Origin of the sequence: Streptomyces sp. NBC_01306 (genome assembly GCF_026340465.1) — a bacterium.
Taxonomy (GTDB): Bacteria; Actinomycetota; Actinomycetes; order Streptomycetales; family Streptomycetaceae; genus Streptomyces.
In genome coordinates, this window is the sequence record NZ_JAPEPC010000001.1 from 6,449,821 (window position 1) to 6,475,522 (window position 25,702).

23 protein-coding genes are annotated in these 25,702 nt (G+C 70.8%); 18 read left to right on the forward strand and 5 right to left on the reverse strand.

The genetic code is table 11. The annotated features are described in order from the left end of the window. From OG385_RS28585 to metK, 11 genes are all read left to right on the forward strand, one after another. Positions 1-1,287 carry a dihydroorotase gene (locus OG385_RS28585; RefSeq protein ID WP_266858962.1) on the forward strand — a complete coding sequence of 429 codons (1,287 nt, stop codon included), beginning with the start codon at positions 1-3 and terminating at the stop codon, positions 1,285-1,287. Next, a complete protein-coding gene (locus tag OG385_RS28590; protein ID WP_266858963.1) occupies positions 1,284-1,907 on the forward strand; it encodes a hypothetical protein in 624 nt (207 codons plus the stop codon). Before OG385_RS28585 ends, OG385_RS28590 begins: the two co-directional genes overlap by 4 nt. Beyond that, positions 1,904-3,055 carry a glutamine-hydrolyzing carbamoyl-phosphate synthase small subunit gene (gene carA / locus OG385_RS28595; RefSeq protein WP_266858965.1) on the forward strand — a complete coding sequence of 384 codons (1,152 nt, stop codon included), beginning with the start codon at positions 1,904-1,906 and terminating at the stop codon, positions 3,053-3,055. Before OG385_RS28590 ends, carA begins: the two co-directional genes overlap by 4 nt. Next, entirely contained in the window at positions 3,048-6,359 is a 3,312-nt protein-coding gene (gene carB / locus OG385_RS28600; protein ID WP_266858967.1) for a carbamoyl-phosphate synthase large subunit, read from the forward strand. Before carA ends, carB begins: the two co-directional genes overlap by 8 nt. A gap of 94 nt (positions 6,360-6,453) precedes the next feature. Next, positions 6,454-7,563, forward strand: coding sequence for a quinone-dependent dihydroorotate dehydrogenase (locus tag OG385_RS28605; RefSeq protein ID WP_266858969.1), 1,110 nt, complete (start codon positions 6,454-6,456; stop codon positions 7,561-7,563). After that, on the forward strand, positions 7,560-8,408 hold the full coding sequence (gene pyrF, locus OG385_RS28610) for an orotidine-5'-phosphate decarboxylase (protein ID WP_266858971.1): 849 nt from the start codon (positions 7,560-7,562) through the stop codon (positions 8,406-8,408). Before OG385_RS28605 ends, pyrF begins: the two co-directional genes overlap by 4 nt. 315 nt (positions 8,409-8,723) lie before the next feature. Then, the gene (locus OG385_RS28615; protein WP_266858973.1) at positions 8,724-9,047 is read left to right on the forward strand and encodes an integration host factor; all 324 of its coding nucleotides are present in this window, start codon (positions 8,724-8,726) and stop codon (positions 9,045-9,047) included. Between the two features lie 38 nt (positions 9,048-9,085). Continuing rightward, a complete protein-coding gene (gmk, locus tag OG385_RS28620; RefSeq protein WP_266858975.1) occupies positions 9,086-9,679 on the forward strand; it encodes a guanylate kinase in 594 nt (197 codons plus the stop codon). 25 nt (positions 9,680-9,704) lie between these two features. Beyond that, the gene (gene rpoZ, locus OG385_RS28625) at positions 9,705-9,977 is read left to right on the forward strand and encodes a DNA-directed RNA polymerase subunit omega (RefSeq protein ID WP_003970369.1); all 273 of its coding nucleotides are present in this window, start codon (positions 9,705-9,707) and stop codon (positions 9,975-9,977) included. 150 nt (positions 9,978-10,127) lie between these two features. Further along, a complete protein-coding gene (coaBC, locus tag OG385_RS28630; protein ID WP_266858977.1) occupies positions 10,128-11,333 on the forward strand; it encodes a bifunctional phosphopantothenoylcysteine decarboxylase/phosphopantothenate--cysteine ligase CoaBC in 1,206 nt (401 codons plus the stop codon). A gap of 240 nt (positions 11,334-11,573) precedes the next feature. Then, entirely contained in the window at positions 11,574-12,791 is a 1,218-nt protein-coding gene (metK, locus tag OG385_RS28635) for a methionine adenosyltransferase (protein WP_266858979.1), read from the forward strand. A gap of 129 nt (positions 12,792-12,920) precedes the next feature. Here metK and OG385_RS28640 read toward each other — a convergent pair whose 3' ends face one another. Continuing rightward, complete coding sequence (locus OG385_RS28640; RefSeq protein ID WP_266858980.1) at positions 12,921-13,739, reverse strand: hypothetical protein; 819 nt, start codon at positions 13,737-13,739, stop codon at positions 12,921-12,923. Positions 13,740-13,908: 169 nt separating this feature from the next. Between OG385_RS28640 and OG385_RS28645 the strand changes: the two genes are divergently transcribed. Further along, complete coding sequence (locus tag OG385_RS28645) at positions 13,909-14,451, forward strand: GNAT family N-acetyltransferase (RefSeq protein WP_266858981.1); 543 nt, start codon at positions 13,909-13,911, stop codon at positions 14,449-14,451. A 214-nt stretch (positions 14,452-14,665) separates the two neighbouring features. On the opposite strand, the gene OG385_RS28650 is transcribed toward OG385_RS28645, so the two are convergent. Genes OG385_RS28650 through OG385_RS28660 form a run of 3 tightly spaced genes read right to left on the reverse strand, consistent with a single transcriptional unit; the run spans position 14,666 to position 17,045 of the window. Then, entirely contained in the window at positions 14,666-15,523 is an 858-nt protein-coding gene (locus OG385_RS28650; protein ID WP_266861230.1) for a biotin-dependent carboxyltransferase family protein, read from the reverse strand. Between the two features lie 53 nt (positions 15,524-15,576). Continuing rightward, entirely contained in the window at positions 15,577-16,299 is a 723-nt protein-coding gene (locus tag OG385_RS28655; RefSeq protein ID WP_266858983.1) for an allophanate hydrolase subunit 1, read from the reverse strand. Continuing rightward, complete coding sequence (locus OG385_RS28660) at positions 16,296-17,045, reverse strand: LamB/YcsF family protein (RefSeq protein WP_266861232.1); 750 nt, start codon at positions 17,043-17,045, stop codon at positions 16,296-16,298. Before OG385_RS28660 ends, OG385_RS28655 begins: the two co-directional genes overlap by 4 nt. A 180-nt stretch (positions 17,046-17,225) precedes the next feature. On the opposite strand from OG385_RS28660, the gene OG385_RS28665 reads away from it, so the two are divergent. The 5 genes from OG385_RS28665 to OG385_RS28685 all read left to right on the forward strand — a co-directional run bounded on the left by OG385_RS28665 (position 17,226) and on the right by OG385_RS28685 (position 23,438). Next, on the forward strand, positions 17,226-17,945 hold the full coding sequence (locus OG385_RS28665; protein WP_266858985.1) for a GntR family transcriptional regulator: 720 nt from the start codon (positions 17,226-17,228) through the stop codon (positions 17,943-17,945). A 320-nt stretch (positions 17,946-18,265) separates the two neighbouring features. Further along, on the forward strand, positions 18,266-19,003 hold the full coding sequence (locus tag OG385_RS28670; RefSeq protein ID WP_266858987.1) for a DUF969 domain-containing protein: 738 nt from the start codon (positions 18,266-18,268) through the stop codon (positions 19,001-19,003). Beyond that, entirely contained in the window at positions 19,000-19,968 is a 969-nt protein-coding gene (locus OG385_RS28675; RefSeq protein WP_266858989.1) for a DUF979 domain-containing protein, read from the forward strand. The genes OG385_RS28670 and OG385_RS28675 overlap by 4 nt, the downstream gene beginning before the upstream one ends. Before the next feature lie 152 nt (positions 19,969-20,120). Beyond that, a complete protein-coding gene (locus OG385_RS28680; RefSeq protein WP_266858991.1) occupies positions 20,121-21,206 on the forward strand; it encodes a DUF2891 domain-containing protein in 1,086 nt (361 codons plus the stop codon). A gap of 90 nt (positions 21,207-21,296) precedes the next feature. After that, positions 21,297-23,438: a primosomal protein N' gene (locus tag OG385_RS28685; RefSeq protein ID WP_266858993.1), complete on the forward strand. Its 2,142-nt coding sequence runs from the start codon at positions 21,297-21,299 to the stop codon at positions 23,436-23,438. A gap of 291 nt (positions 23,439-23,729) precedes the next feature. Here the strand turns inward: OG385_RS28685 and OG385_RS28690 are convergent, their stop codons facing one another. Then, positions 23,730-24,299 carry a hypothetical protein gene (locus OG385_RS28690; protein ID WP_266858995.1) on the reverse strand — a complete coding sequence of 190 codons (570 nt, stop codon included), beginning with the start codon at positions 24,297-24,299 and terminating at the stop codon, positions 23,730-23,732. Positions 24,300-24,536: 237 nt separating this feature from the next. Here OG385_RS28690 and fmt point away from each other — a divergent pair, with 237 nt between their 5' ends. After that, the gene (fmt, locus tag OG385_RS28695) at positions 24,537-25,469 is read left to right on the forward strand and encodes a methionyl-tRNA formyltransferase (protein ID WP_266858997.1); all 933 of its coding nucleotides are present in this window, start codon (positions 24,537-24,539) and stop codon (positions 25,467-25,469) included. The last annotated feature ends 233 nt before the right edge of the window (positions 25,470-25,702 follow it).

The following is a 25,702-nucleotide window of genomic DNA, read 5'->3' on the forward strand; positions in this document are numbered from 1 at the left end:
ATGAGCAAGACCCTGATCCGTGGTGCGAAGGTGCTCGGCGGCGAGCCGCAGGACGTCCTGATCGACGGCGAGACCATCGCGGCGGTGGGCCCCGGCCTGTCCGCCGACGGCGCCGATGTCATCGAGGCCGACGGCCGGATCCTGCTGCCCGGCCTCGTCGACCTGCACACCCATCTGCGTGAGCCGGGCCGTGAGGACTCCGAGACCGTGCTCACCGGTACCAAGGCCGCCGCCTCCGGCGGATTCACCGCCGTCCACGCCATGGCGAACACCTTCCCCGTCGCGGACACCGCCGGCGTCGTGGAGCAGGTCTGGCGCCTGGGCAAGGAGTCCGGCTACTGCGACGTGCAGCCCATCGGCGCCGTCACCGTCGGCCTGGCCGGCAAGCAGCTCGCCGAACTCGGCGCGATGCACGACTCGGCCGCCGCCGTCCGGGTCTTCTCCGACGACGGCAAGTGCGTGGACGACGCCGTGATCATGCGCCGCGCCCTGGAGTACGTGAAGGCCTTCGACGGCGTCGTGGCCCAGCACGCCCAGGAGCCCCGGCTCACCGAGGGCGCCCAGATGAACGAGGGCGTCGTCTCCTCCGAACTGGGTCTCGGCGGCTGGCCCGCCGTCGCCGAGGAGTCGATCATCGCCCGCGATGTGCTGCTCGCCGCCCACGTCGGCTCCCGGGTGCACATCTGCCACCTCTCGACGGCCGGTTCCGTGGAGATCGTCCGCTGGGCCAAGTCCAAGGGCTGGAACGTCACGGCCGAGGTGACCCCGCACCACCTCCTCCTCACCGACGAGCTGGTCCGTACGTACAACCCGGTCTACAAGGTCAACCCGCCGCTGCGCACCGAGGCCGATGTGATGGCCCTGCGCGAGGCGCTCGCCGACGGCACGATCGACTGCGTCGCCACCGACCACGCCCCGCACCCGCACGAGGACAAGGACTGCGAGTGGGCGGCCGCCGCCATGGGGATGGTGGGCCTGGAGACCGCGCTCTCCGTCGTCCAGCAGACGATGGTCGACACCGGGCTCGTCGACTGGGAGACGGTCGCCGACCGGATGTCCTTCCGCCCCGCTGCCATCGGCCGCCTGGCGGGCCACGGCCGGCCGATCGCCGCCGGTGAGCCCGCGAACCTCACGCTGGTCGACGCGGCTTACCGTGGTGAGGTGGACCCCGCGGGCTTCGCCTCCCGCAGCCGCAACACTCCGTACGAGGGCCGTGAGCTGCCGGGACGCGTCACCCACACCTTCCTGCGGGGCAGGGCAACGGTCGTGGACGGGAAGCTGGCGTGACACCTCTCATCAATCTTCACCTCGCAGCGGAACAGAAGTCGGCGGACGTCACCGACTGGTCGGGCCGCATCGGCTGGATCGTCGGCCTGCTGCTCTTCGTCGCGCTCGTCTACTGGCTGATGCGCGAAGGCTGGAAGTGGCGCGGGACGCTCCAGAGCGACCTCCCCGAGCTGCCTGGAATGCCGGACGAACCGGGTGCGGCCAGACTGGAGATGAGCGGTCGCTACCACGGCTCGACCACGGCAGGGCAGTGGCTCGACCGGATCGTCGCGCACGGCCTGGGCACCCGCAGCAAGGCCGAGGTGACGCTCACGGACGCGGGTGTGGAGGTCGTACGCCCCGGGGCCGAGGACTTCTTCATCCCGGCGGCGCAGCTCCGCGAGGCCCGGCTCGACAAGGGCATCGCGGGCAAGGTCCTCACCGAGGGCGGCATGCTGATCATCACCTGGCAGCACGGCGACAAGCTGCTCGACTCCGGCTTCCGCTCCGACCGGGCGGCGGAACAGGCCGCCTGGGTCGAGGCCGTCAACGCCATGAGCCACCCGGCGGGCGCGCACACCACGGACAGCACCACCAGCACCACGCACCACCCGATCACGACGGAAGGCACCGCACGATGACGATCTCCAGCCCGGGGAACGCCTCGGAGAGGAAAGCGGCATCCCCCGCCGTACTCGTCCTGGAGGACGGCCGGTGCTTCCGCGGCCGCTCCTACGGGGCCACCGGGGAGACCTTCGGTGAAGCGGTGTTCAACACCGGCATGACCGGTTACCAGGAAACCCTCACCGACCCCTCCTACCACCGCCAGGTCGTCGTGATGACCGCCCCGCACGTGGGCAACACCGGCGTCAACGACGAGGACGACGAGTCCGCGAAGATCTGGGTCGCCGGCTATGTCGTACGCGACCCCGCCCGTATCCCGTCGAACTGGCGCTCACGCCGCTCCCTCGACGACGAGCTGGTGAAGCAGGGCATCGTCGGCATCAGCGGTATCGACACCCGGGCCCTCACCCGGCATCTGCGGGAGCGCGGCGCGATGCGCGTCGGCATCTTCTCCGGCAACGCGGTCGCCGACGAGGGAATGCTCCTTGCCAAGGTCCGGCAGGCACCCGAGATGAACGGCGCCGACCTCTCCGCCGAGGTCGCCACCACCGAGACGTACGTGGTCCCGGCGGTCGGCGAGAAGAAGTTCACGGTCGCCGCCATCGACCTCGGCATCAAGGGCATGACCCCGCACCGGATGGCCGAGCGCGGCATCGAGGTGCACGTCCTGCCCGCGACCGCCACCGCCGACGACGTGTACGCGGTCGCCCCCGACGGAGTGTTCCTCTCCAACGGCCCCGGCGACCCCGCCACCGCCGACCTGACGGTCATCAAGGCCGTCCTGGAGCGGAAGACCCCGCTCTTCGGCATCTGCTTCGGCAACCAGTTGCTCGGCCGCTCGCTGGGCTTCGGCACCTACAAGCTCAAGTACGGCCACCGCGGCATCAACCAGCCCGTGCAGGACCGTACGACCGGCAAGGTCGAGGTCACCGCGCACAACCACGGCTTCGCCGTCGACGCGCCGCTCGACCAGGTCTCCGACACGCCCTACGGCCGTGCCGAGGTCTCCCACGTCTGTCTCAACGACAACGTGGTCGAAGGACTCCAGCTGCTCGACCAGCCGGCCTTCAGCGTCCAGTACCACCCCGAAGCAGCCGCAGGCCCGCACGACGCCGCGTACCTCTTCGACCGCTTCGTATCCCTGATGGAGGGCCAGCGTGCCTAAGCGCACCGATATCCAGTCCGTTCTGGTGATCGGGTCCGGTCCGATCGTCATTGGTCAGGCTGCCGAGTTCGATTACTCGGGTACCCAGGCGTGCCGGGTGCTCAAGTCGGAGGGCCTGCGGGTCATCCTGGTCAACTCGAACCCGGCCACGATCATGACCGACCCGGAGATCGCCGACGCCACCTACGTCGAGCCGATCACTCCGGAGTTCGTCGAGAAGATCATCGCGAAGGAGCGCCCGGACGCCCTGCTGCCGACCTTGGGCGGGCAGACCGCGCTGAACACCGCGATCTCGATGCACGAGGGCGGGGTGCTGGAGAAGTACGGGGTCGAGCTGATCGGCGCGAACGTCGAGGCGATCAACAAGGGCGAGGACCGCGACCTGTTCAAGGGTGTCGTCGAGGCCGTGCGCACCAAGATCGGTCACGGTGAGTCCGCCCGCTCGGTGATCTGTCACACGATGGACGACATCATCAACGGCGTCGACGAGCTCGGCGGCTACCCCGTCGTCGTCCGCCCCTCCTTCACGATGGGTGGCGCCGGTTCCGGCTTCGCGCACGACGAGGAGGAGCTGCGGCGGATCGCGGGGCAGGGGCTGATGCTGTCGCCGACCACCGAGGTGCTCCTGGAGGAGTCCATCCTGGGATGGAAGGAGTACGAGCTGGAGCTGATGCGGGACAAGCACGACAACGTCGTGGTCGTCTGCTCCATCGAGAACTTCGACCCGATGGGCGTGCACACCGGGGACTCGATCACGGTGGCTCCGGCGATGACGCTGACCGACCGTGAGTATCAGCGGCTGCGGGACATCGGTATCGCGATCATCCGTGAGGTGGGCGTCGACACCGGCGGCTGCAACATCCAGTTCGCCGTCAACCCCGAAGACGGCCGGATCATCGTCATCGAGATGAACCCGCGTGTTTCGCGGTCCTCGGCGCTGGCGTCGAAGGCGACGGGGTTCCCGATCGCGAAGATCGCGGCCCGGCTCGCTGTCGGATACACGCTGGACGAGATCCCGAACGACATCACGGAGAAGACTCCGGCATCGTTCGAGCCGACGCTCGACTACGTGGTGGTGAAGGTCCCGCGGTTCGCGTTCGAGAAGTTCCCCGCCGCGGATGCCACGCTCACCACGACCATGAAGTCGGTGGGCGAGGCGATGGCGATCGGCCGTAACTTCTCCGAGGCGCTGAACAAGGCGCTGCGTTCGCTGGAGAAGAAGGGCTCGCAGTTCACCTTCACCGGTGACCCCGGCGACAAGTCCAAGCTGCTGGAGAAGGCCGGGGTTCCGACCGACGGCCGGATCAACACGGTCATGCAGGCCATGCGGGCCGGCGCGACACCCGAAGAGGTCTTCGACGCGACGAAGATCGACCCGTGGTTCGTCGACCAGCTGTTCCTGATCCTGGAGCACGCGCAGGAGCTGGCCGCCGCCGAGAAGCTCGACCCGCAGCTGTTGGCGGATGCGAAGCGGCATGGCTTCTCGGACGCTCAGATCGCGGGGATCCGGGGCCTGCGTGAGGACGTCGTCCGCGAGGTGCGGCACGCGCTGGGGGTGCGCCCGGTCTACAAGACGGTCGACACCTGCGCCGCCGAGTTCGCCGCGAAGACCCCGTACTTCTACTCCTCCTACGACGAGGAGAGCGAGGTCGCGCCGCGCGAGAAGCCCGCCGTGATCATTCTGGGGTCGGGTCCGAACCGGATCGGCCAGGGCATCGAGTTCGACTACTCCTGTGTCCACGCCTCCTTCGCGCTCAGCGACGCCGGCTACGAGACCGTGATGGTCAACTGCAACCCCGAGACGGTCTCCACCGACTACGACACCTCCGACCGGCTCTACTTCGAGCCGCTCACCCTCGAAGACGTCCTGGAGATCGTGCACGCCGAGACCCTGGCGGGGCCCGTCGCCGGTGTCATCGTGCAGCTCGGCGGCCAGACCCCGCTGGGCCTGGCACAGGCCCTCAAGGACAACGGCGTGCCGGTCGTCGGCACCCCGCCGGAGGCCATCCACGCCGCTGAGGACCGCGGCGCGTTCGGCCAGGTCCTCGCCGAGGCCGGACTGCCCGCGCCCAAGCACGGCACGGCCACCACGTTCGACGAGGCCAAGGCCATCGCCGACGAGATCGGCTACCCGGTCCTGGTCCGCCCCTCCTACGTGCTCGGCGGACGCGGCATGGAGATCGTCTACGACGAGACCCGACTCGCCTCCTACATCGCCGAGTCCACGGAGATCAGTCCTACCCGCCCGGTGCTGGTCGACCGATTCCTCGACGACGCGATCGAGATCGACGTCGACGCGCTCTACGACGGCACCGAGCTCTACCTCGGCGGCGTCATGGAACACATCGAGGAAGCCGGAATCCACTCCGGCGACTCCGCCTGCGCGCTGCCCCCCATCACCCTCGGCGGCTTCGACATCAAACGGCTGCGCACCTCGACCGAGGCCATCGCCAAGGGCGTCGGTGTCCGCGGGCTGATCAATATCCAGTTCGCGCTGGCCGGGGACATCCTCTACGTCCTGGAAGCCAACCCGCGCGCCTCCCGTACGGTGCCCTTCACCTCGAAGGCCACCGCGGTCCCGCTGGCCAAGGCCGCAGCCCGCATCTCACTCGGCGCGACCGTCGCCGAGCTGCGCGCGGAGGGGATGCTCCCGGCGACCGGCGACGGTGGGACTCTGCCGCAGGACGCGCCGATCTCGGTGAAGGAGGCGGTGATGCCGTGGTCGCGTTTCCGTGACATGCACGGCCGTGGCGTCGACACCGTCCTCGGCCCGGAGATGCGCTCGACCGGTGAGGTCATGGGCATCGACTCGGTCTTCGGGACCGCGTACGCGAAGTCGCAGGCGGGGGCGTACGGGCCGCTGCCGACCAAGGGGCGGGCGTTCATCTCGGTCGCCAACCGGGACAAACGCTCGATGATCTTCCCGGCCCGTGAGCTGGTCGCGCACGGCTTCGAGCTCCTGGCCACCTCGGGGACCGCGGAGGTACTGCGGCGTAACGGGATCAACGCGACCGTGGTCCGCAAGCTCTCCGAGGGCGAGGGCCCCGGTGGTGAGCGGACCATCGTCCAGCTCATCCACGACGGGGACGTCGACCTGATCGTCAACACCCCCTACGGCACCGGTGGCCGGCTCGACGGCTACGAGATCCGTACCGCGGCCGTGGCCCGCTCCGTGCCCTGCCTCACCACGGTCCAGGCACTCGCCGCCGCCGTACAAGGCATCGACGCACTCAACGGCGGCGACGTCGGCGTCCGTTCCCTCCAGGAACACGCACGCCATCTGACCGCGGCACGCGAGGCGTAGCAGCCCACGAGGGGGACACCGGAAACGGTGTCCCCCTCTTCATGAGCCCCCGTACGTGAGTTCCCGCCCGGGGGCTCGTCATGAGGAAAGCCGGATGTACAAACTCTTCTTCGACCTGGTCTTCAAGCGGATGGACCCCGAGCGCGCCCACCACCTGGCCTTCCGCTGGATCCGCACCGCGGCGCGGATCCCGGTGCTGCGCACCTTCGCAGCCGCCGCTCTCGCGCCCCGCCACAAGGAACTGCGCACGGAGGCCCTCGGTCTGCGGATGCACGGCCCCTTCGGCCTCGCCGCCGGCTTCGACAAGAACGCGGTCGCCATCGACGGTATGACCATGCTCGGCTTCGACCACGTCGAGATCGGCACAGTCACCGCGCAGCCCCAGCCCGGCAACCCCGGGAAGCGGCTCTTCCGCCTGGTGGCGGACCGCGCGCTCATCAACCGCATGGGCTTCAACAATGAGGGCTCCGCGGCCGTGGCGGCCCGTCTGGCGGCCCGTAACCCCGTCTTCAGGACCACCGTCGGCGTCAACATCGGCAAGACCAAGGTCGTCCCCGAGGAGGAAGCCACCGGCGACTACGTCACGTCGACCGAACGGCTGGCCCGCCACGCGGACTACCTGGTGGTCAATGTGTCGTCGCCGAACACCCCGGGCCTGCGGAACCTCCAGGCCACGGAAGCGCTGCGCCCGCTGCTGACCGCCGTACGCGAGGCGGCCGACCGCACCGTCACGGAGCGGCGGGTCCCGCTCCTGGTGAAGATCGCCCCCGACCTGGCCGACGAGGACGTGGACGCCGTCGCCGACCTGGCGGTGGAACTGGGCCTGGACGGCATCATCGCCACCAACACCACCATCGCGCGCGACAGCCTCGGCCTGCGGTCCGCCCCCGAGCTCACGGAGGAGACCGGCGGCCTCTCCGGCGCACCGCTCAAGGAACGCTCCCTGGAGGTCCTGCGCCGTCTGCACGGGCGCGTGGGCGGCGACCTCACCCTGATCGGGGTCGGCGGCATCGAGACCGCCGAGGACGCCTGGCAGCGGATCCTGGCAGGGGCCACGCTGGTCCAGGGCTACAGCGCCTTCATCTACCAGGGCCCGTTCTGGGCCCGCGCGATCCACAAGGGCCTCGCGGCCCGGCTGCGCAACAGCCCGTACGCCACCCTCGCCGAAGCCGTCGGCGCCGACACCCGGAAGGCCACCCGATGACGCCCCAGCAGCCACTCGAACCGTTCGGCACCCGGCTCCGCCGGGCGATGGACACCCGCGGGCCGCTCTGCGTCGGTATCGACCCGCACGCCTCCCTGCTGACCGCCTGGGGCCTCGGCGACGACATCGCCGGTCTGGAGCGCTTCACACGTACGGTCGTGGAGGCGCTGGCCGACCGGGTCGCGGTGCTCAAGCCGCAGTCCGCCTTCTTCGAGCGGTTCGGCTCACGCGGCATCGCCGTCCTGGAGAAGGCCGTCGCCGAGGCGCGTTCGGCCGGGGCCCTGGTGCTCATGGACGCCAAGCGCGGCGACATCGGCTCGACCATGGGTGCCTACGCCGCGACCTATCTGGACCAGGGCTCGCCGCTCTTCTCGGACGCGGTGACCCTCTCGCCGTACCTCGGCTTCGGCTCGCTGCGGCCGGCCCTGGACGCGGCGGTGCTCAGCGGCGCGGGCGTCTTCGTCCTCGCGCTGACCTCCAACCCGGAGGGCGCCGAGGTCCAGCGGGCCACAACGCTCGACGGCCGGCCGCTCGCCCGGGTGATGCTCGACCACATGGCGGCCGAGAACGAGGGCGCCGACCCGCTCGGCTCGGTGGGCGCCGTCGTCGGTGCGACGCTCGGCGACCCGGGGGTACGCCTGGACATCAACGGCCCGCTGCTCGCCCCCGGCATCGGCGCCCAGGGGGCGACGCCCGCGGATCTGCCCCGGGTGTTCGGTTCGGCGGTCGGCAACGTGGTGCCGAGCGTCAGCCGGGGAGTCCTGCGCCACGGGCCCGACACCGCGGCCCTCCGCGATTCGGCCGCCCGGTTCGCCGACGAAGTGCGTACCGCGGTCGCCGGTTAGCGAGCGTCCGGCCGGTCAGCGAGGTCCGGGGCCGGGCCGGGCGTGAAACCCGGGCCGGAAACCCGGGGCGGTGCGGCGAGATTCAGCCAGTTCCGGCCCGGTGGGCCGAAAACCGGGGTGTTATGCCCTAAATATCCCCTCCGGCCAAGGCTGACCAGGACTTTTCGTCTGTTCTCGCTGACTGGAGCGGCCCTGGCCGCTAGTCTCCGTCGAGAGCCGACGTGCAATTCTCTTGTTCGTCGCTCCGCAGGTGTGGGGCGATCAGGTTCCTCACCGGTCCGTATCCGACAGTTCGACATCCGAGGTGACGTAGGCGTGGCTCTTCCGCCCCTTACCCCTGAACAGCGCGCAGCCGCGCTCGAAAAGGCCGCCGCGGCTCGCCGGGAGCGGGCCGAGGTCAAGAATCGACTCAAGCACTCCGGCGCCTCCCTGCACGAGGTCATCAAGCAGGGCCAGGAGAATGGCGTCATCGGGAAGATGAAGGTCTCCGCTCTCCTTGAGTCCCTGCCCGGTGTGGGCAAGGTCCGCGCCAAGCAGATCATGGAGCGGCTCGGCATCTCCGAGAGCCGCCGAGTGCGCGGTCTCGGCTCCAATCAGATCGCCTCTTTGGAGCGCGAGTTCGGTGGCGGCGCTGCCTGACGTCCCGGGCACCCCCGGGAAGCTGGAATAATCGCCGCATGGCTGCAACACCCCGGGGGACGACCCCCGTACCCCCGGACCCCCATCCGCGGTTGACCGTGCTCTCCGGCCCCTCCGGGGTCGGCAAGAGCACGGTCGTCGCCCATATGCGCAAGGTTCACCCCGAGGTCTGGCTCTCGGTGTCGGCGACGACCCGCAAGCCACGCCCCGGCGAGCGCCACGGCGTCCAGTACTTTTTCGTGGACGACGAGGAGTTCGACAAGCTCGTCGCCAACGGTGAGCTGCTGGAGTGGGCCGAATTCGCGGGCAATCGGTACGGCACCCCGCGCCGGGCCGTCCTGGACCGCCTGGAGGCGGGGGAGCCGGTGCTCCTGGAGATCGATCTCCAGGGCGCCCGGCTCGTACGGGATTCGATGCCCGAGGCCCAGCTGGTCTTCCTGGCACCGCCCAGCTGGGACGAGCTGGTCCGCCGGCTCACCGGGCGCGGGACCGAACCGCCCGATGTCATCGAACGCAGGCTGGCGGCCGCGAAGATCGAACTGGCCGCGGAGTCGGAGTTCGATACGACTCTTGTCAATACCTCCGTCGAGGACGTGGCCCGTGAGCTGCTAGCCTTGGTCAAGGTTCTTTGATTTTCACTCCATCGGAAGGCAGAGAGTGTCCTCTTCCATCACCACGCCCGAGGGCATCATCAACCCGCCGATTGATGAGCTGCTCGAGGCAACCGACTCCAAGTACAGCCTTGTGATCTACGCCGCCAAGCGCGCGCGCCAGATCAACGCGTACTACTCGCAGCTCGGCGAAGGCCTGCTGGAGTACGTCGGTCCGCTGGTGGACACTCACGTCCACGAGAAGCCCCTCTCGATCGCGCTCCGCGAGATCAACGCGGGTCTGCTGACCTCCGAGGCCATCGAAGGCCCCGCGCAGTAACGCAGACAGTGATTTCTTTCACTCCGGGCCCGGCAGCACAGCTGCCGGGCCCGGAGTGTTTCCCGGGGCCCCCGGGAGCGCTGCCCCGCCCGTGATGCAGCATGGGGGTGTACGAATCCGAATGCGGAGCGAAGCCGGGGAGACGTGGACGTGGCGGAGAAGCCGAAGGTCGTTCTGGGGGTCAGCGGAGGCATCGCCGCGTACAAGGCGTGCGAGGTGCTGCGCAGGCTGACCGAGTCCGGCCATGACGTACGGGTCGTGCCGACCGGTTCCGCCCTCCACTTCGTCGGCGCCGCGACCTGGTCGGCGCTCTCCGGCCACCCGGTGTCCACCGAGGTCTGGTCCGACGTCCACGAGGTCCCGCACGTGCGGATCGGCCAGGGCGCGGATCTGGTGCTGGTCGCCCCCGCCACCGCCGACCTGCTCGCGAAGGCCGCCCACGGGCTCGCCGACGACCTGCTGACCAACACGCTCCTCACCGCCCGATGTCCGGTGGTCTTCGCCCCGGCGATGCACACCGAGATGTGGGAGCACCCGGCCACCCAGGAGAACGTGGCGACGCTGCGCCGTCGCGGCGCCGTCGTGATCGAGCCGGCTGTCGGGCGCCTCACCGGCGTGGACACCGGCAAGGGCAGGCTGCCCGACCCCGGCGAGATCTTCGAGACCTGCCGCCGGGTGCTCACCCGCGGGACCGCGGAGCCCGACCTCGCGGGCCGCCATGTCGTCGTCAGCGCCGGCGGCACCCGTGAACCGCTCGACCCGGTCCGCTATCTGGGGAACCGCTCATCGGGCAAACAGGGGTACGCCCTGGCCCGTACGGCTGTCGCACGCGGCGCCCGGGTGACGCTGATCGAGGCCAACACCGGACTGCCCGCACCGGCCGGGGCCGATGTGGTGCACGTGGGCACGGCGGTGCAGCTGCGGGAGGCGGTACTGAAGGCCGCGGCCGACGCCGACGCGGTGGTCATGGCGGCAGCGGTGGCCGACTTCCGGCCCGCGGCCTACGCCCAGGGCAAGATCAAGAAGCGGGACGGCCAGGAGCCCGCACCCATCGCGCTGGTCCGCAATCCGGACATCCTCGCCGAGATCTCCGCGGAGCGCGCCACGCCCGGACAGGTCGTGGTCGGATTCGCGGCGGAGACGGACGACGTGCTCTCCAACGGACGGCACAAGCTGCGGCGCAAGGGCTGTGATCTGCTCGTCGTCAACGAGGTCGGGGAGGACAAGACCTTCGGCTCCGAGGAGAACGAAGCGGTCGTCCTCGCGGCCGGGGGTGACGAGACCGCCGTGCCGTACGGCTCCAAGGAAGCCCTTGCCGATACCGTCTGGGATCTGGTGGTATCGCGCTTCGGATGAAAATCTGGTGACAGCCACCGGGTCGGAGGAAGCCGGTGGAGGCCGTTTTCCACCCCATTTCGGCGGTCGTAAGGCCGTACCGCCGGTGCAGTGCCTCTGGTCACACGACTCCCACGGAGCGAGACACGTTCCCCGTTGACCGGAGGCGACCGATAAACTGGTCACGGAATGAGCCGGGCGCAGCCCCCGGCCCACTCCACCCATGATCAGCCAGCAGCCGCTGCAACCCCAGGGAGCGTTGTGTCCCGTCGTCTGTTCACCTCGGAATCTGTTACCGAGGGCCACCCTGACAAGATCGCTGACCAGATCAGCGACACGATTCTTGACGCGCTTCTGCGTGAGGACCCCGCTTCCCGTGTGGCCGTGGAGACGCTGATCACCACGGGCCAGGTGCATGTGGCCGGTGAGGTCACCACGAAGGCGTACGCGCCGATCGCGCAGCTCGTGCGGGAGAAGATCCTGGAGATCGGTTACGACTCGTCGAAGAAGGGCTTCGACGGTGCTTCCTGTGGTGTGTCGGTGTCGATCGGGGCGCAGTCCCCGGACATCGCGCAGGGTGTCGACACCGCGTACGAGAAGCGGGTGGCCGCTTCGGGTACCGAGGATGATGATCTCGACAAGCAGGGCGCGGGCGACCAGGGCCTGATGTTCGGCTACGCGTGTGACGAGACGCCCGAGCTGATGCCGCTGCCGATCCATCTGGCGCACCGGTTGTCGCGTCGTCTGTCCGAGGTTCGTAAGAACGGGACGATCCCGTATCTGCGTCCGGACGGGAAGACTCAGGTCACCATTGAGTACGACGGTGACAAGGCGCTGCGGCTGGACACGGTCGTGGTCTCCTCGCAGCATGCGAGTGATATCGATCTGGACTCGCTGCTCGCGCCGGACATTCGTGAGTTCGTTGTCGAGCATGTGCTGAAGCAGCTGATCGATGACGGCATCAAGCTGGACACCGAGGGGTACCGGCTGCTGGTCAACCCGACGGGCCGTTTCGAGATCGGTGGCCCGATGGGTGACGCGGGTCTGACCGGTCGCAAGATCATCATCGACACGTACGGGGGGATGGCCCGCCACGGCGGCGGCGCGTTCTCGGGTAAGGACCCGTCGAAGGTGGACCGCTCGGCGGCGTACGCGATGCGCTGGGTCGCCAAGAACGTGGTGGCCGCAGGCCTCGCCACCCGCTGCGAGGTCCAGGTCGCCTACGCGATCGGCAAGGCCGAACCGGTGGGCCTGTTCGTCGAAACCTTCGGCACCGCCGCCACCGACGTCGAGAAGATCGAGCACGCCATCTCGGAGGTCTTCGATCTCCGCCCGGCCGCGATCATCCGCGACCTGGACCTGCTGCGCCCGATCTACGCCCAGACCGCCGCGTACGGCCACTTCGGCCGCGAACTCCCCGACTTCACCTGGGAGCGCACGGACCGCGTGGACGCACTGCGCAAGGCCGCGGGGCTGTAAGCCCGCTCGTTCCTGACACAGCGCTGCCCGGCCCCTCCCGACGGAGGCGCCGGGCAGTGCTGTGTCGTACCCCGGAACGGGCCGGATCCGAACCCGGTCAGAACCGGATCGGAACGGATCAGGAGGAGATCAGAACGGGACCGACTCCGCAGGCGGGGGAGGCCCGGCGGGTCCCGCTCCATTGACGTGGGGCGAGGGCCGGCCGGGAGACGAGTCGAACCTCGTGTGGATCTCGGCCGCGGGGTCCCCGTCGAGATAGCGCAGTGTCCCGGCGACCTGCCCGGCGAGCAGGGAGACCACCGGGTCCTCCGGCCCCAGTCCGGCGGCGTGCACCAGCTGAGCGAAGGCGTCGCCCAGCCCAGCCCCGGCCGGTGACGTCGGGGGCGCTGCCTCTCCGGGGGCAGTTCCCGGAGCGCCGCCCGGCCCGGTGGGCGGCGCCGGTGTCCCGATGGGCGGAATCGCCGGCCCCTCCTCGGGCGGGCGTTCCACCAGATGCCGGAACCTCTCGTCGACGTCCTGGTTGTTGGCGGCCGATGTGAGCTGGGCGAGCAGGCCGATGTCCTTGACGGTCCTGTCCACGCGGTCGTCGTTCCGGTGCAGCCACCACACCACCGCGCTGCCGGTGTCCCGCAGGACGTCCTCGCCCAGATAGGTCCGACGGCTCTGCTCGAACTTCCGCTCGTGCTCCCAGACCGCTTCGTCCTTGCGCACGGAGGCCAGCGCGGCCAGCCGCTCCTGGTCCCGGGCCAGCAGAAACGCCCCGGCGTCAGCCGAGCCACGATGAACCGGGCCCCCGACACCCTCACCGAGTGGAACGCGCGGACAGCCGCGACCGGCGCCCGAACCCCCGGCGAAGCCCGCCGAGACACCGAACTTGGTGAAGTCCGAAGCCAGTTGAAAGACCTGAGACGTGAGCGGACCCAGCCGGCGCTTCGACGCAGCAGCCACCGTGATCGCTGCCCTGCACCATGACAAAGCGGGCCTACGCGAAGAACTCGCCGGACGCGGCGCCATCGTCGCACGCGACGAACGACGCGCCTCTCGAACCGAAACGATCGGCCCATGCTGCCCCCGGGCCCACCCAGAACTGTCAGTGCTGGGTGCAAGCATCTCCTGCATGCATAGCGAACCCCTCGACCTGCGACAGGTCACAGCCCCTGGTGACGTCACGCCGGAGCTGAGGCAAGCACTCATCGGATGCTGGATTGAGGTCACCAACACCGGCGGAGCAGCAGGGTTCCCCTTCCCGCCCATCGACGCGAGCCAGGCAGCCCCTGCGGTCGACTCCCTCGTCAAGGGCCTTGTCCCTGAGACGAGCCGCCTCGTGGTCGCATCGATCAACGGCAACCTCGCCGGGTGGCTGAATGTTCGGCGTGATCCCTTTGAGGTCATCTCCCACTGGGGGACGCTCCACCATGTCCAGACACGGACGGGCCTGCGGGGCCGCGGCATCGGGGCTGCTCTCATGAATCACGTTCGTGACATCGCCCGCGACGAGATGGGGCTGGAACAACTCCACTTGGCTGCCCGCGGCGGCGTTGGACTGGAGGACTTCTACGGCCGCTTGGGCTGGAAGGAGATCGGTTGTTGGCCGGGCGCTCTTCGCCTCGCCCCCGGCGATGATCGCGACGAAATCCTGATGATCCTGGCACCGCTCTGACGCCAAGCATCTGTCTCAACACCATCGCGGCAAAAGGTCCCGTGTTCGCCCCGATGAACACGGGATCTTGCATGTCAGGCAGACCTCACGATGTCTCATGAGACACCGAAACGGTGGGGAACGTTGCCGGTTCTGGAGGGAACCGGAAACGGTCAGCCATGTCGAGAAGGCGATTTCGGCCACCGCAGCGACGCGTGCGGGGTGCGGGTCCGGCTCAGCGGATCAGGGTGAAACGGAGTTCCGTTCCGGGTGCTGCCTGGGCGGCTGCGGACAGGGACGGTTCCGGGACGACGCCGATCACCGGGTAGCCGCCCGTCGTCGGGTGGTCGTTGAGGAAGACCACCGGGCGGCCGTCCGGCGGGACCTGTACCGAGCCCAGGACGACGCCCTCGCTGGGGAGTTCGCCGTGCCGGGACCGTTCCAGTGCGGGGCCCTCGGTGCGCAGGCCGATGCGGTTGCTGTGCGGCGACACCCGGTATCCGGCTGTCGCCAGGGTGCGCAGGGCGGCCGGTGTGAACCAGTCGTGACGGGGGCCGGGCCGCACCGGCAGTACCAGCGAGGTGGGGATGCCGGGCCACGGGGCGGTGTCCGCGCCCGGGGTCGTTCCGTGGTCCTGCGGTGTGCCGAGCGGGAGGGCGTCGCCGTCGCGCAGGGGGGCCGGGCCGAGGCCTGAGAGCAGGTCGGCCGAGCGGCTGCCCAGTACGGGCTCGGGGCACAGGCCGCCCCCGAAGGCCAGATAGCTGCGGACCCCGTGCTGCGCCGGATGCGCTTCCAGTACCGCACCGGCGGGCACGACGACCGGTGCGCCCCAGGGGGCGGGCCGTCCGTCGACCGTCACCCGGCAGGGCGCGCCCCCGACGACCGCGGTCACCGCCCGGGTGGGGCGGACCGCGCAGCCGGTGAGTGTCGTCTCCAGTACGGCGGCGTCCGCCGGGTTGCCGGTCAGGCGGTTGGCCAGTTGCCGGGCCGGGGCGTCCAGGGCGCCCGCGCGGGGGACGCCGAGATGGGCGTACCCGGTGCGGCCGCCGTCCTGCACCGTGGTCAGGGCGCCCGCGCGGACCACCTGGAGCATGGGCGGCAGCACAGCTGTCACTGTCAGCGCTGTCGTCGCTTGTGTCTCTGGCGTCACTGGCACTGGGCTGCTTCCTCCTCCGTACGCGTTCCGGCAGCGCGGTGGCGGTCCGGGGCCTCGGTGAAACGGACCCGGGTGCCGGGGGTCAGCAGTGCGGCGGGGTCGCGGTCCTGGTTCCAGAGGCAGTCCGGGTCGGGTGTCCGGCCGATGAGTTGCCAGCCGCCGGGGGACGCGCGCGGGTACACGCCGGTGTACGGACCGGCCAGCGCCAGCGATCCAACGGGGACCCGGGTGCGCGGGGTGGCGCGGCGGGGGACCCGGAAGCGCTCGGGGAGACCGGTCAGATAGCCGAAACCGGGAGCGAAGCCGGAGAAGGCGACCCGGAATTCGATGCCGCTGTGGATCCGGGCCACATCGCCGGGCTCGACGCCCCAGACGGCTGCCACATCGGCGAGGTCGGGGCCGTCGTACACCACGGGGACCTCGACGGCCGGGCCCGCGTCGCGCGGCAGCGGCGGTATCCGCCAGGAGACGAGAGACCGGGCCAGGCGCTCGGGGGCGCCGGGCGGGCCGTCGGCGATGCCGTCGAGCAGGACGGTTCGGGCGCCGGGGACGATCTCGCGTACGCCGGGGAGCACGCCGAGGGCACGGCGGCGCAGCAGTTCGGCGTGGAACGCCTCGGCGGCCGCGCCGGTGGGGAGCTCCACGAGCAGTCCGTGGCGCCCTGCGGGCAGCACCCGGATGCTGTCGGTGCGGGCTGCTTCGGTCTTCCTCATGCGAACGCCCCGACCCGGACGCCGGCTTCTTCGAGCGCCGCTCTGATCCGGCGGGCGACGTCGGCCGCACCGGGGGTGTCGCCGTGTACGCACAGGGAGCGGGCTCCGGCCGGCACCTGGCTGCCGTCGACGGCGGTGACCGTACCGTCGACAGCCATCCCGACGGACCGGCGAACGACCGTTCCGGCGTCCTCGATCACCGCGCCGGGTTCGCGGCGTGGCACGAGGGTGCCCTGCGGGGTGTACGCACGGTCGGCGAACGCCTCCTCGACCGCGGGCAGGCCCGCGGCCCGGGCGGACGCGAGCAGCCGTGAACCCGGCAGGCCCAGGACGGCGAGGCCGCCGCCCGCGAGGCGGATGCCTTCGACGACCGCCTCGGCCTGCTCCTCGTCCCGGACGGTGCGGTTGTAGAGGGCGCCGTGCGGTTTGACGTACGAGACACCCGGCCCGGCGGCCTCCGCGAAGACCCGCAGCGCGCCGATCTGGTAGGCCACCTCGGCGGCCAGTTCGCCGGCCGGCACATCCATGGAGCGGCGGCCGAAACCGGCGAGATCCCGGTACGAGACATGGGCGCCGATACGTACCCCGCGCGCGGCGGCCGTATCGCACACCCGGCGCATCACGGAGGCGTCGCCCGCGTGGAATCCGCAGGCGACGTTGGCGCTCGTCACACAGGAGAGCAGGGCCTCGTCATCGGTGAGCTGCCACCGGCCGAAGCCCTCGCCGAGGTCCGCGTTGAGATCCATCACATGCGTACGCTAACGAATTGTTGAACAATCTGACAAGGGTGAGGGGGAAGCCGGGCCGGACGCCGGTACGGGGCCGGTCGGGGTCGGCTTGGGTGCGGGCGCGCGACTGCGGTTGACTTGGCGGCGTTGCCCGGCGCGGGGCGGAGCGGCGAACGACTGATGGACAGGGGTCGAGACATGGCGGGGACAGCGGGCCGGACTTCTCCGGACCTCTCGGAGCTGACTGCGGGCAGTGCCGCTCCGGCCGGTACGGGCGCGGGCACCGCGGAGCGGGTGGCCGCGATCCTGCGGGAGCGGATCACCGAGGGGTACTTCCAGCCCGGCAGCCGTCTGTCCGAGGAGAGCCTCAGTGCCGCGCTCGCGGTGTCCCGCAACACGCTGCGGGAGGCGTTCAGGCTGCTCACCCATGAGCGGCTGCTGGAGCACCGGCTGAACCGAGGTGTCTTCGTCCGTGTCCTGGCGGTCGAGGACCTCGTCGACATCTACCAGGTCAGGCTGCTGGTCGAGTGCTCCGCGCTGCGGGCCCTGGGGGAGCCGCCGTACCGGCTGGACGACGTGGAGGCCGCGGTGGCCACCGGGGAGCGGGCCGCGGCCGTGGACGAGTGGGCGGCCTGCTCCACCGCCAACATCCGCTTCCACCAGGCGCTCGCGGCGCTCGCCGGGAGCCCCCGGGTGAACGAGCTGATGCGCAATGTGCTGGCCGAGCTGCGCCTCGCTTTCCATGTGATGGCGGATCCGCGGCGTTTCCACGAGCCCTATCTCACCCGGAACAGGCAGCTCGTCGACCGGCTGGCCGCGGGCGACGCGGTGGGCGCCGAACGGATGCTGGGCTTCTATCTGGAGGACTCCCGCCGCCAGCTCGCCGAGGCCTATGCGATGCGCCTCGCCGCGGAGTGAGCGGACCGGGTGAGTGGCGGGCCGGCCCGGGTGATGTGCCCTGCGGGTGAGCCGGGGTGTGTGATGCGGATGCGCGTGGTGTGGATGCGTGTGGTGCGGAGGTGTGTGGTGATGCGTGTGGTGCGGATGTGTGGGCAGGTCTGTGCTCGTCCTTCCGTTCGCTCCGTGCTGTTCCCCCTTCCGTGCTGTTCCCCCTTCCGTCCGCTCCGTACTGGGTGACGAACACCTCTTGTGTGTTTGTTCAACAATCGCCTAGGGTCTCGCGCAGCATCCCCGTCTGATCAGGGCCGACAGGTCCATGCGCGGAAGAAGGCCGACGCGTGATCGTTCTCCTCGGCGTGCTTGTGGTGATCCTCGGATTCGCCACGCGCCGCAACCCCCTCCTCGTGGTGGGCGCCGCCGGCATCGTGACCGGACTGCTCGGCAAGATGTCGCCGCAGGAAGTGCTGGCCGCGTTCGGCACCAGTTTCGCCTCGTCCCGTTCCGTCACCGTCTTCGTCATCACCCTCCCGGTCATCGGTCTCCTGGAGCGCTACGGCCTTCAGGAACAGGCCCGCAACCTCATCGGACGACTCGGCTCGCTGACCACCGGCCGGTTCCTCGCCCTCTATCTGCTCATCCGCCAGCTGACCGCCTCCGTCGGACTGACCAGCATCGGCGGTCCCGCGCAGAGCGTGCGCCCGCTGATCGCCCCGATGGCCGAGGCCGCCGCAGAGACCAGGGCGGGCGGTCCGCTGCCGAAGCGGCTCCGCGAGAAGATCCGCTCGCACGCCTCGGGCGCCGACACCATCGGCATGTTCTTCGGCGAGGACTGCTTCATAGCCATCGGCTCGATCCTGCTGATCACCGGCTTCGTCAACTCGACGTACAACCAGCACCTCGAACCGCTCAGCCTCGCCCTCTGGGCCATCCCCTCCGCGGTCTGCGCCTTCCTCATCCACGGCGCGCGGCTGCTGCACCTGGACCGGGTGCTGGAGCGTGAACTGGCCGTCGTCGCCGCCGAGAACGAACTCGCCGCCCACACCGCAACCGCACGCCGTCCCGAGGACCTCACGTGATCAAGTCCGAGTACTTCTTCTGGCTGGTCGGCGCGGTCTTCCTGGTGATGGCGGCGCAGATGGCCGGCGACCGCACCAACCCCAGGCGCTTCGGTTCGGCGTCCTTCTGGGGCCTGCTGGGCGCATCCTTCTTCTACTCGACCGGTGTGGTCGACAAATCGCTTCCTGCCGAGCCGCTCGGTGCCGCCGTCCTGGTGCTGATCGTCCTCGGCGGCTTCGGCCTCACCGGCAAGGGCACACCGCACACCCCGCCCCGCGAGGAGCGGGCCGCTTCGGCCGCGCGGCTCGGCAACAAACTGTTCCTCCCGGCCCTCACCATCCCGGTCGTCGCGATGCTCTGCGCGACGCTGCTGAAGAAGGTGAAGATCGGCGGCGAACCTGTCCTGGAGCCGGGGTACGAGACGATCCTGGGCCTCGGTATCGGGGCAATCGCCGCGCTGGTGGTCGGCATGATCGTCCTGCGCGAGCGCCGCATCACGGTCCCCCTGCACGCCGGGCGCAACATGCTCGAATCCATGGGGTGGGCCCTGGTGCTGCCCCAACTGCTCGCGGTGCTCGGGACCATCTTCCAGACGGCGGGCGTCGGCGACCAGGTCGGACGGATCACCGAGGCGATCCTTCCGGACGGCCAGCGTTTCATCGCGGTGCTCGTCTACTGCTGCGGCATGGTCCTGTTCACGATCGTCATGGGCAATGCCTTCGCAGCCTTCCCCGTCATGACAGCGGCGGTCGGCTGGCCCGTCCTGATCCAGCAGATGCACGGCAGTATCCCGGCGATCCTCGCCATCGGGATGCTGTGCGGCTTCTGCGGCACTCTCGTCACGCCGATGGCCGCCAACTTCAACCTGGTCCCGGCCGCGCTGCTGGAACTGGACGACCAGTACGGGCCCATCAAGGCCCAACTGCCCACGGCGGCGGCGCTCCTTGTCTGCAACATCGCCGTCCTCGCGCTGTTCGCCTTCTGACCGCCCCGCCCGCCTTCTGACCGCCCGCCTTCCGAACCGAGCCCCGCCTTCCGAATCGCCCCGCCTCCTCCTCAGCTCCGTTCAGTTCAGCCAGTTCAGCCAGCTCAGCCAGCTCAGTTCGTTCAGTACCGCCCCGCTCAAGGAGTACCGCCATGCCCCCCACCTCCCCGGTCCCGGCCTCCGTGCTGCCCCGTGAGTACGCGCGTCCGTTCGCGGAGCTGGCGCTCCACAACGTGGTGCGCGAGTACCCGAACGCCCCGGCCCACCTGTACGCAGGCCCCGAGGAGATCGTCGCGCCGCGCGAGCTGCACCCCGCGTTCTACGGGTCGTACGACTGGCACTCCACCGTGCACATGCACTGGCTGCTCGTCCGGCTGCTGCGCCGCTTCGGCCCGGCCGCGCACGGCGGGGACCGGAGCGGCGCGGACGCGCTGCCCGCGACCACGGCGAGCCGGATCACCGAGGTGCTGGACGTCCATCTGACCCACGCCAACATCGCGGTCGAGGCCGCCTACCTGCGCCGCCGCCCGTCGTTCGAACGCCCCTACGGCTGGGCCTGGCTGGTGGCGCTCGCCGCCGAATGCCGGGCGCTGGGCGGCGCGGCGGGCGACCGGTGGGCCGACGCGCTCGCCCCCGCCGTGGACGCCGTCGGAGATCTGCTCCAGTCCTGGCTGGCCAAGGCTACGTATCCGGTCCGGCACGGAGTGCACAACAACAGCGCCTTCGGGCTCGGGCTCGTCCTGGACGCGGGCGAGCGGGCCGGGCTCGCCCGTCCGGTGCTGGACGCGGCGGCCGGCCGGCTGACCGACTGGTTCGCCGGGGACCACGACGCGCCGCTCCACTGGGAACCCTCCGGCCAGGACTTCCTGTCGCCCGCGCTGACCGAGGCGCACGCGATGCTGCGGGTCCTGCCGGCCGCAGAATTCCCCGGCTGGCTCGCCGGTTTCGTACCGGCGCTGACCAGCGGTGACCCGTGCTCCCTGCTCACCCCGCCGGTGATCTCGGACTACGCCGACCCGCAGATCGGGCATCTGCTCGGCCTCACCATGAGCCGGGCGGCGGGGCTGCGCGCCATCGCGGCCGCGCTGCCCGCGGGACCGGCGCGCGAGGCCGTGGAGGAGTCGGTCGCGGCCCATCTGGCGGTGGGGCTCCCGGCCGTCTCGTCGGGCGAATTCAACTCCGACCACTGGCTGGCGACGTATGCCGCGCTGGCCCTGGACACACCGCCCGGACACTGACCCTGATCACCGGCGCGGCACTCCGGCGCCGGCTCCGTAGCCGTCCGTCCGGCAGACCCGATGTCAGTGGGGTCTGGTAGGAATTTGGCTGTGAGCAGCGACGACGAGCAGCCCGGGACCCCTGCCGACGGGGGCCCCGAGCAGCTTGCCCTCATCAGGGAGACCGTACGGCGCACGAAGGTGCCCCGGGCCAAGCCGCGCACCTGGCGCGGGGCCGCACTCGCCAAGGAGCTGCCCGTGGCGAGGGTCGTGGTGAACAAGGGCGTGCTCCACCTCGACCAGTTCTTCGACTACGCCGTACCGGAAGAGCTCGACGAGGCGGCCCAGCCGGGTGTGCGGGTGCGCGTCCGCTTCGGCGCCGGCAGCCGCAATGTGCGTGCCGGCCGCCGGGAGGGCGGTGGGCTGATCGACGGGTTCGTGGTCGAGCGCCGGGCCGATACGGACTACTCGGGAGCGCTCGCCGCGCTGGCCGGGGTGGTGTCGCCCGAGCCCGTCCTCAGCCCTGAACTGCTCGGGCTCGCGCGGGCGGTCGCCGACCGGTATGCGGGCAGCCTCGCCGACGTACTGCAACTGGCCGTGCCACCGCGGAACGCGCGCGCCGAGGGGAAGCCGTCCCCCGAGCCGCTGGAACCACCGCCCGCACCGGAGCCCGGCACCTGGGCCCGGTACGGACAGGGGCCGGGCTTTCTGCGGGCGCTGGCGTCGGGCGGGGCGCCGCGGGCCGTGTGGACCGCGCTGCCGGGACCGCACTGGCCGCAGGAGCTGGCGCTCGCCGTCGCCGCCGCGCTGTCCTCGGGGCGGGGCGCGCTCGTCGTGGTGCCCGACGGACGTTCGGCGGCCCGGGTGGACGGCGCGCTCACGGAGGTCCTCGGCCCCGGGCACCACGCGCTGCTCACCGCCGACGCAGGACCCGAGAAGCGGTACCGGCAGTGGCTCGCGGTGCGGCGTGGCGCCGTGCGGGCCGTGGTCGGCACCCGGGCCGCGATGTTCGCACCCGTCCAGGATCTCGGTCTGGCGGTCATCTGGGAGGACGGGGACGCCAGCCACAGCGAACCGCACGCGCCGCTGCCGCACGCCCGCGAGGTCCTGCTGCTCCGCGCCGCGCACGACAAGTGCGCCTTCCTGCTGGGCAGTACGAGCTGCACGGTGGAGGCCGCCCAGCTCGTCGAGACCGGCTGGGCCGCCCCGCTCGTCGCGGACCGGGAACAGGTGCGGGCCGCCGCTCCCCTCGTACGGACCGTGGGTGACCTCGATCTGGCGCGGGACGAGGGGGCCAGGGCGGCCAGGCTGCCCAGCCTCGCCTGGCAGGCCGTGCGGGAGGGCCTCAAGAGCGGCCCGGTCCTGGTGCAGGTGCCGCGCAGAGGCTATGTGCCGAGACTCTCCTGCGAGCGCTGTCGTACGCCCGCGCGCTGCGCGCACTGCTCGGGCCCTCTGGAAGCACCGGACGAGCGGGCGCTGACCTGCGGCTGGTGCGGGCGCGACGCGGCCGGCTGGCACTGCCTGGAGTGCGGCCACACGAGACTGCGGGCGCAGGTCGTCGGCGCGCGGCGGACCGCCGAGGAGCTGGGCCGGGCATTTCCGGCCGTGCCCGTACGGACGTCGGGACGCGACCAGGTCCTGGACACCGTGGACGGGCGGCCCGCCCTGGTGGTGAGCACACCGGGCGCCGAACCGGTCGCCGAAGGCGGATATGCGGCGGCGCTGCTCCTTGACGGCTGGGCGATGCTCGGCAGGCCCGACCTGCGCGCGGGCGAGGAGGCGCTGCGCCGCTGGATCGACGCGGCCGCGCTGGTACGGGGGCAGAGCGAGGGCGGCACGGTGGTGGTCGTCGCCGAGCCGACACTGCGCCCCGTCCAGGCACTGGTCCGCTGGGACCCGGCCGGGCACGCGGTGCGCGAGCTGGCCGACCGGGCCGAGCTGGGCTTCCCGCCCGTCTCGCGGATGGCAGCGGTGTCGGGGAGGGCGCAGACGCTGGAGGAGTTCCTGGAAGCGGTCAGGCTGCCGCAGGACGCCGAGGTACTGGGACCCGTGCCGATCGTCGCCGCCGACCCCAACAGGCCCCGCAGACCCGGCGATCCGCCACCGGGCGAGAGCTGGGAGCGGGCGCTGGTCCGGGTGCCGCCGGGGAGCGGAGCGGCGCTCGCATCGGCGCTGCGGACGGCACAGGCGGCACGGCTGACGCGGGGCAGCGACCCGGTACGGATCAGGGTCGACCCACCGGACATCGGCTGACGCCGAACGGCCCTTCGGCGCTTGCCGGTTGGGGTGCCTGAGCCACAGGCGGCACCTGCGGTTCCTGCGGCACCTGCGGTTCCTGCGGCCCCTGCGTTTCCTGCGGTTCCTGCTTCACCTGAGTCTCCTGCGACACCTGAGTTCCTGCGAGACCTGAGTCCGGGAACTCCGTCGGCACCTGAGTCCGGGAGCTCCGTGCTCCCGGCACGCGACTGCCCCCGGCGCGGTCCGGCGCGAGGGGCAGTTGAGGCGGGGCGGGCAGCGTTGAAGTGCCGGTGCCGAGCGGCCGGGTCAGCCGTTGCGCGGCCCCGGGAAGGCACTCGGGCGTGCCTCTTCGCGCAGCGAGTGGCCGCCCGCCGTCGGCTGGGGCGGCATCGAGCGCGCGGCGGGCACCGACGGCAGGGCAGGTGACACCGGCAGGGCGTGCGGCGGGGCGGCCGGCTGACTGTCCTCGTCGGTGGCGGTGTTCTCCGGCTCGGCGTTCGCCGCGGCAGCGACCGCGGCGGCCGCCGAAGCCCGCCGGGTGCCGTATCTGCGGTGCACCGCCTGCTTGGTGACGCCGAGCGCCGAGCCCACCGCGTCCCACGAGAAGCCCAGCGATCGGTCGAAGTCCACCGCGGCTGTCACCAGGGTCTCGACGCTGTCCCGGAGTTCCTGGGCCAGGCGGACGGTCGGGGCGGGAGCCCTGCCGTAGACGACGAAGCCCGTGGAAGGGCCTGAGCGGCGCGGGCGGTAGACATTGCCCAGTTGAGCGGTGAGGGTGCGCAGTGCGTCCACTTGTCGGCGGACCCGCTCGATGTCTCTGACCAACAGGTGCAGGCTGGCCCGCGCTTGGGCGTCGTGGGTTGCGTGGTCGGCCATGAACAAGCCTCTCGAACCGGCGTTGAAAAGGATCGGGCCGCGCATACGGCCCACTTTCATTTCGGTCAATCTCTCTTGACCAACGCTCCACCTGCTGTTCTGGTCACGCTGCGGGGGCGTATGGGCATATGCGAGGGGCGCGCGGCGGTGCGTACGCCCCCTCTGAACGGGCCCGTAGACTGGTGCGCTGCTCGTAGTCGTTTCGTAGTCGTGCGCAGTCGGTCCGAGAGGCATCCAGTGAAACTCGTCTTCGCAGGCACCCCCGAGGTCGCCGTCCCCGCCCTGGACGCCCTGATCGCATCCGGCCGGCACGAAGTGGCCGCTGTGGTGACCCGCCCCGACGCCCCCGCCGGGCGCGGCCGCAGGCTGGTGGCGAGCCCGGTCGCACAGCGCGCCGAGGAGGCCGGCATCGAGGTGCTGAAGCCGGCCAGGCCGCGGGACGAGGACTTCCTGGCACGGCTGCGGGAGATCGGCCCCGACTGCTGCCCGGTCGTGGCGTACGGGGCGCTGCTGCCCAAGACCGCCCTCGACGTGCCGGCGCGCGGCTGGGTCAATCTGCATTTCTCGCTGCTGCCGGCCTGGCGCGGTGCGGCGCCCGTGCAGCACTCGATCATCGCGGGCGACGAGGTGACCGGTGCGTCGACCTTCCTGATCGAGGAGGGGCTCGACTCGGGTCCGGTCTACGGGGTGCTCACCGAGGAGGTGCGCCCCACCGACACCAGCGGCGATCTGCTCACCCGGCTGGCCTTCGCGGGATCGGGCTTGCTGGTGGCGACCATGGACGGGATCGAGGACGGCACCCTGCACGCGGTGCCCCAGCCCGCCGAAGGGGTCTCGCTCGCCCCGAAGATCACCGTCGAGAACGCCAGGGTGGACTGGTCCGCCCCCGCGATGCGGGTGGACCGTCTGGTGCGCGGCTGCACGCCCGCGCCCGGTGCCTGGACCGTCTTCCGGGACGAGCGGCTCAAACTGGTCTCTCTCGCGCCGGTCACCGACCGCACGGACCTGGCCCCCGGCGAACTGGCCGTCGCCAAGAACAGCGTCCACGCGGGCACCGGCTCGCACGCAGTGGAGCTGCTCTGGGTCCAGCCCCAGGGCAAGAAGCCGATGCGCGCGGCCGACTGGGCGCGCGGTGTACGGATCGTCGCCGGGGAACTGCTCGGCGAGTAGGCGCGCGGCGCAGCACTCCGCCGTACTCACCGGAGCGGCACGAGCGGCCGAGCGCGCGGCCGGAGCGTCACGCGCGGCGGGCAGGGGGCGCCCGGGTGAACCGCACGCTGTGCCGGACGTACGCTGAGAGGGTTCGTCCCCCTCACCCTCAGCGGAGCACCTTTCACGTGACCGACCAGCCTCGTCGCCGTCCCGCGCAGCAGCCGGGACAGCAGCGGCCGAAACAGCAGTCG

Coding starts and splice junctions, on each gene's coding strand:
- OG385_RS28585 (WP_266858962.1), top strand. CDS start 1: ATGAGCAAGACCCTGATCCGTGGTGCGAAGGTGCTCGGCGGCGAGCCG.
- carA (WP_266858965.1), top strand. CDS start 1,904: ATGACGATCTCCAGCCCGGGGAACGCCTCGGAGAGGAAAGCGGCATCC.
- OG385_RS28605 (WP_266858969.1), top strand. CDS start 6,454: ATGTACAAACTCTTCTTCGACCTGGTCTTCAAGCGGATGGACCCCGAG.
- pyrF (WP_266858971.1), top strand. CDS start 7,560: ATGACGCCCCAGCAGCCACTCGAACCGTTCGGCACCCGGCTCCGCCGG.
- gmk (WP_266858975.1), top strand. CDS start 9,086: ATGGCTGCAACACCCCGGGGGACGACCCCCGTACCCCCGGACCCCCAT.
- OG385_RS28645 (WP_266858981.1), top strand. CDS start 13,909: ATGCATAGCGAACCCCTCGACCTGCGACAGGTCACAGCCCCTGGTGAC.
- OG385_RS28650 (WP_266861230.1), bottom strand. CDS start 15,523: ATGCTCCAGGTGGTCCGCGCGGGCGCCCTGACCACGGTGCAGGACGGC.
- OG385_RS28655 (WP_266858983.1), bottom strand. CDS start 16,299: ATGAGGAAGACCGAAGCAGCCCGCACCGACAGCATCCGGGTGCTGCCC.
- OG385_RS28660 (WP_266861232.1), bottom strand. CDS start 17,045: ATGGATCTCAACGCGGACCTCGGCGAGGGCTTCGGCCGGTGGCAGCTC.
- OG385_RS28665 (WP_266858985.1), top strand. CDS start 17,226: ATGGCGGGGACAGCGGGCCGGACTTCTCCGGACCTCTCGGAGCTGACT.
- OG385_RS28680 (WP_266858991.1), top strand. CDS start 20,121: ATGCCCCCCACCTCCCCGGTCCCGGCCTCCGTGCTGCCCCGTGAGTAC.
- OG385_RS28690 (WP_266858995.1), bottom strand. CDS start 24,299: ATGGCCGACCACGCAACCCACGACGCCCAAGCGCGGGCCAGCCTGCAC.